The 1,489-nt window shown below is 61.9% G+C and carries 2 protein-coding genes; both read left to right on the forward strand.

Annotated features, from left to right (window positions below):
* The coding region (locus AC1DT3_RS20795) for an LptF/LptG family permease (RefSeq protein ID WP_477467100.1) at positions 1–564 on the forward strand (564 nt) is incomplete at its 5' end.
* 1 nt (position 565) lies between these two features.
* A partial coding sequence (lptG, locus tag AC1DT3_RS20800) for an LPS export ABC transporter permease LptG (protein ID WP_477467101.1) occupies positions 566–1,489 on the forward strand: 924 nt, incomplete at its 3' end.

A 1,489-nucleotide genomic window follows, 5' to 3' on the forward strand; every position in this document is an offset into this window, starting at 1 on the left:
GGGCAATCCTATCTGGTTCTGGAGAAGGGCAGCGTCCATCGCAAGGAGCCGAACAGCCGCGACACTTCGATCGTCGCATTCGAACGCTATGCGGTGGATCTGTCGGCCTTCAATCAGGACGGCGGCGACGTCGTCTACAAGCCCCGCGAACGTGGAACCATGCAGCTGTTCAGTCCGGACACGGAGGAGTTCTACTATCAGTTCCAGGCCGGCCGATTCCGTGCGGAATTGCACGATCGCCTGTCCTCGTGGCTGTATCCGCTCGCGATGATGATGATCGCTTTCGCCGCCCTCGGAAACGCCCAGACGACCCGGCAGGGACGGGGCCTGGCCATTGCCGTCGCCGTCGTCGGCGTCGTGGTCTTGCGCATCGCCGGCTTTGCCGCGTCGAGCGCCTTGGTGCGCAGCCCCTGGGCATTGATCGGCGTCTATGGTGCTCCTCTGGGAGCGATCGCCATCGCTTTCCTCCTCAGCCTCCAAGGCCCGACGACCCGTCGCCTGGGAGCGGCGCTGCGCTCGCTCAAGCCATCCTTCGCCCGCCGCGCATCTCCGAAGGCTGCGTGACATGTTGATCGGCGCGACTCTCGGACGCTATTTTTCACGGCAATTCCTCAAGACGATCTTTCTCGTCTTCGGAACGGTCTTTGCGCTCGTCTATACCCTCGACTTCGTCGAGCTGATGCGTCGTGCCGGCGATGCCGAAGGGGCGACCCCCGGATTGATGGCGACTCTCGCCCTCTTCCGGACTCCCGCGGTGGCCGAGCAGGTGATGCCGTTCGCGGTGCTGTTCGGAAGTATGGCCGCTTTGCTGCAATTGAGCCGCAAACTCGAATTGGTGGTGGCCCGAGCCGCCGGCATCTCCGCTTGGCAGTTTCTTCAGCCCGGGCTGTTCGTGGCGTTGGCTTTAGGAATTTTGTCTATCACGGCCTACAATCCGCTCTCCGCCCATCTGAAACAGCGCGCGTCCGATATGGAGGCGAAAATCTTCACCAAGACGGTGCAGACGGGCGGCAAGGAAATCTGGATCCGTCAGAAGAGCCAGGACGGCCAGGCCATTATCCGGGCGGACGGCGCGATCGGCGATACCACGACACTGACGGGCGTCACCGTTTTCACCTTCGACGACAAGGGAGCCTTCGAACAGCGAATCGAAGCCGCGCAGGCGACCCTCTTCGAAGGCCATTGGGAGCTGAGGGACGCCCGCGTTCTGACCGAGAACGACCAGCCGCAGACCTTCAAGCGGTTCGTGATCGCATCGAATCTGGTGCCGTCCCAGGTCAAACAGAGCTTCATCGCGCCTGATTCCGTGCCCTTCTGGAGCCTCAAGGACAGCATCACCCGCATGGAGCGCGCCGGGCTCGACGCGACGCGCTATCGCCTGCAATACGACGTGTTGATGGCGCGGCCTCTTCTGTTCATCGCGATGGTCTTCGTGGCCGCTTCCGTTTCATTAAGATTCTTTCGATTTGGCGGTGTGGCAATGATGGTT

The sequence above is a fragment of the Microvirga sp. P4_G7 genome (genome assembly GCF_056401005.1).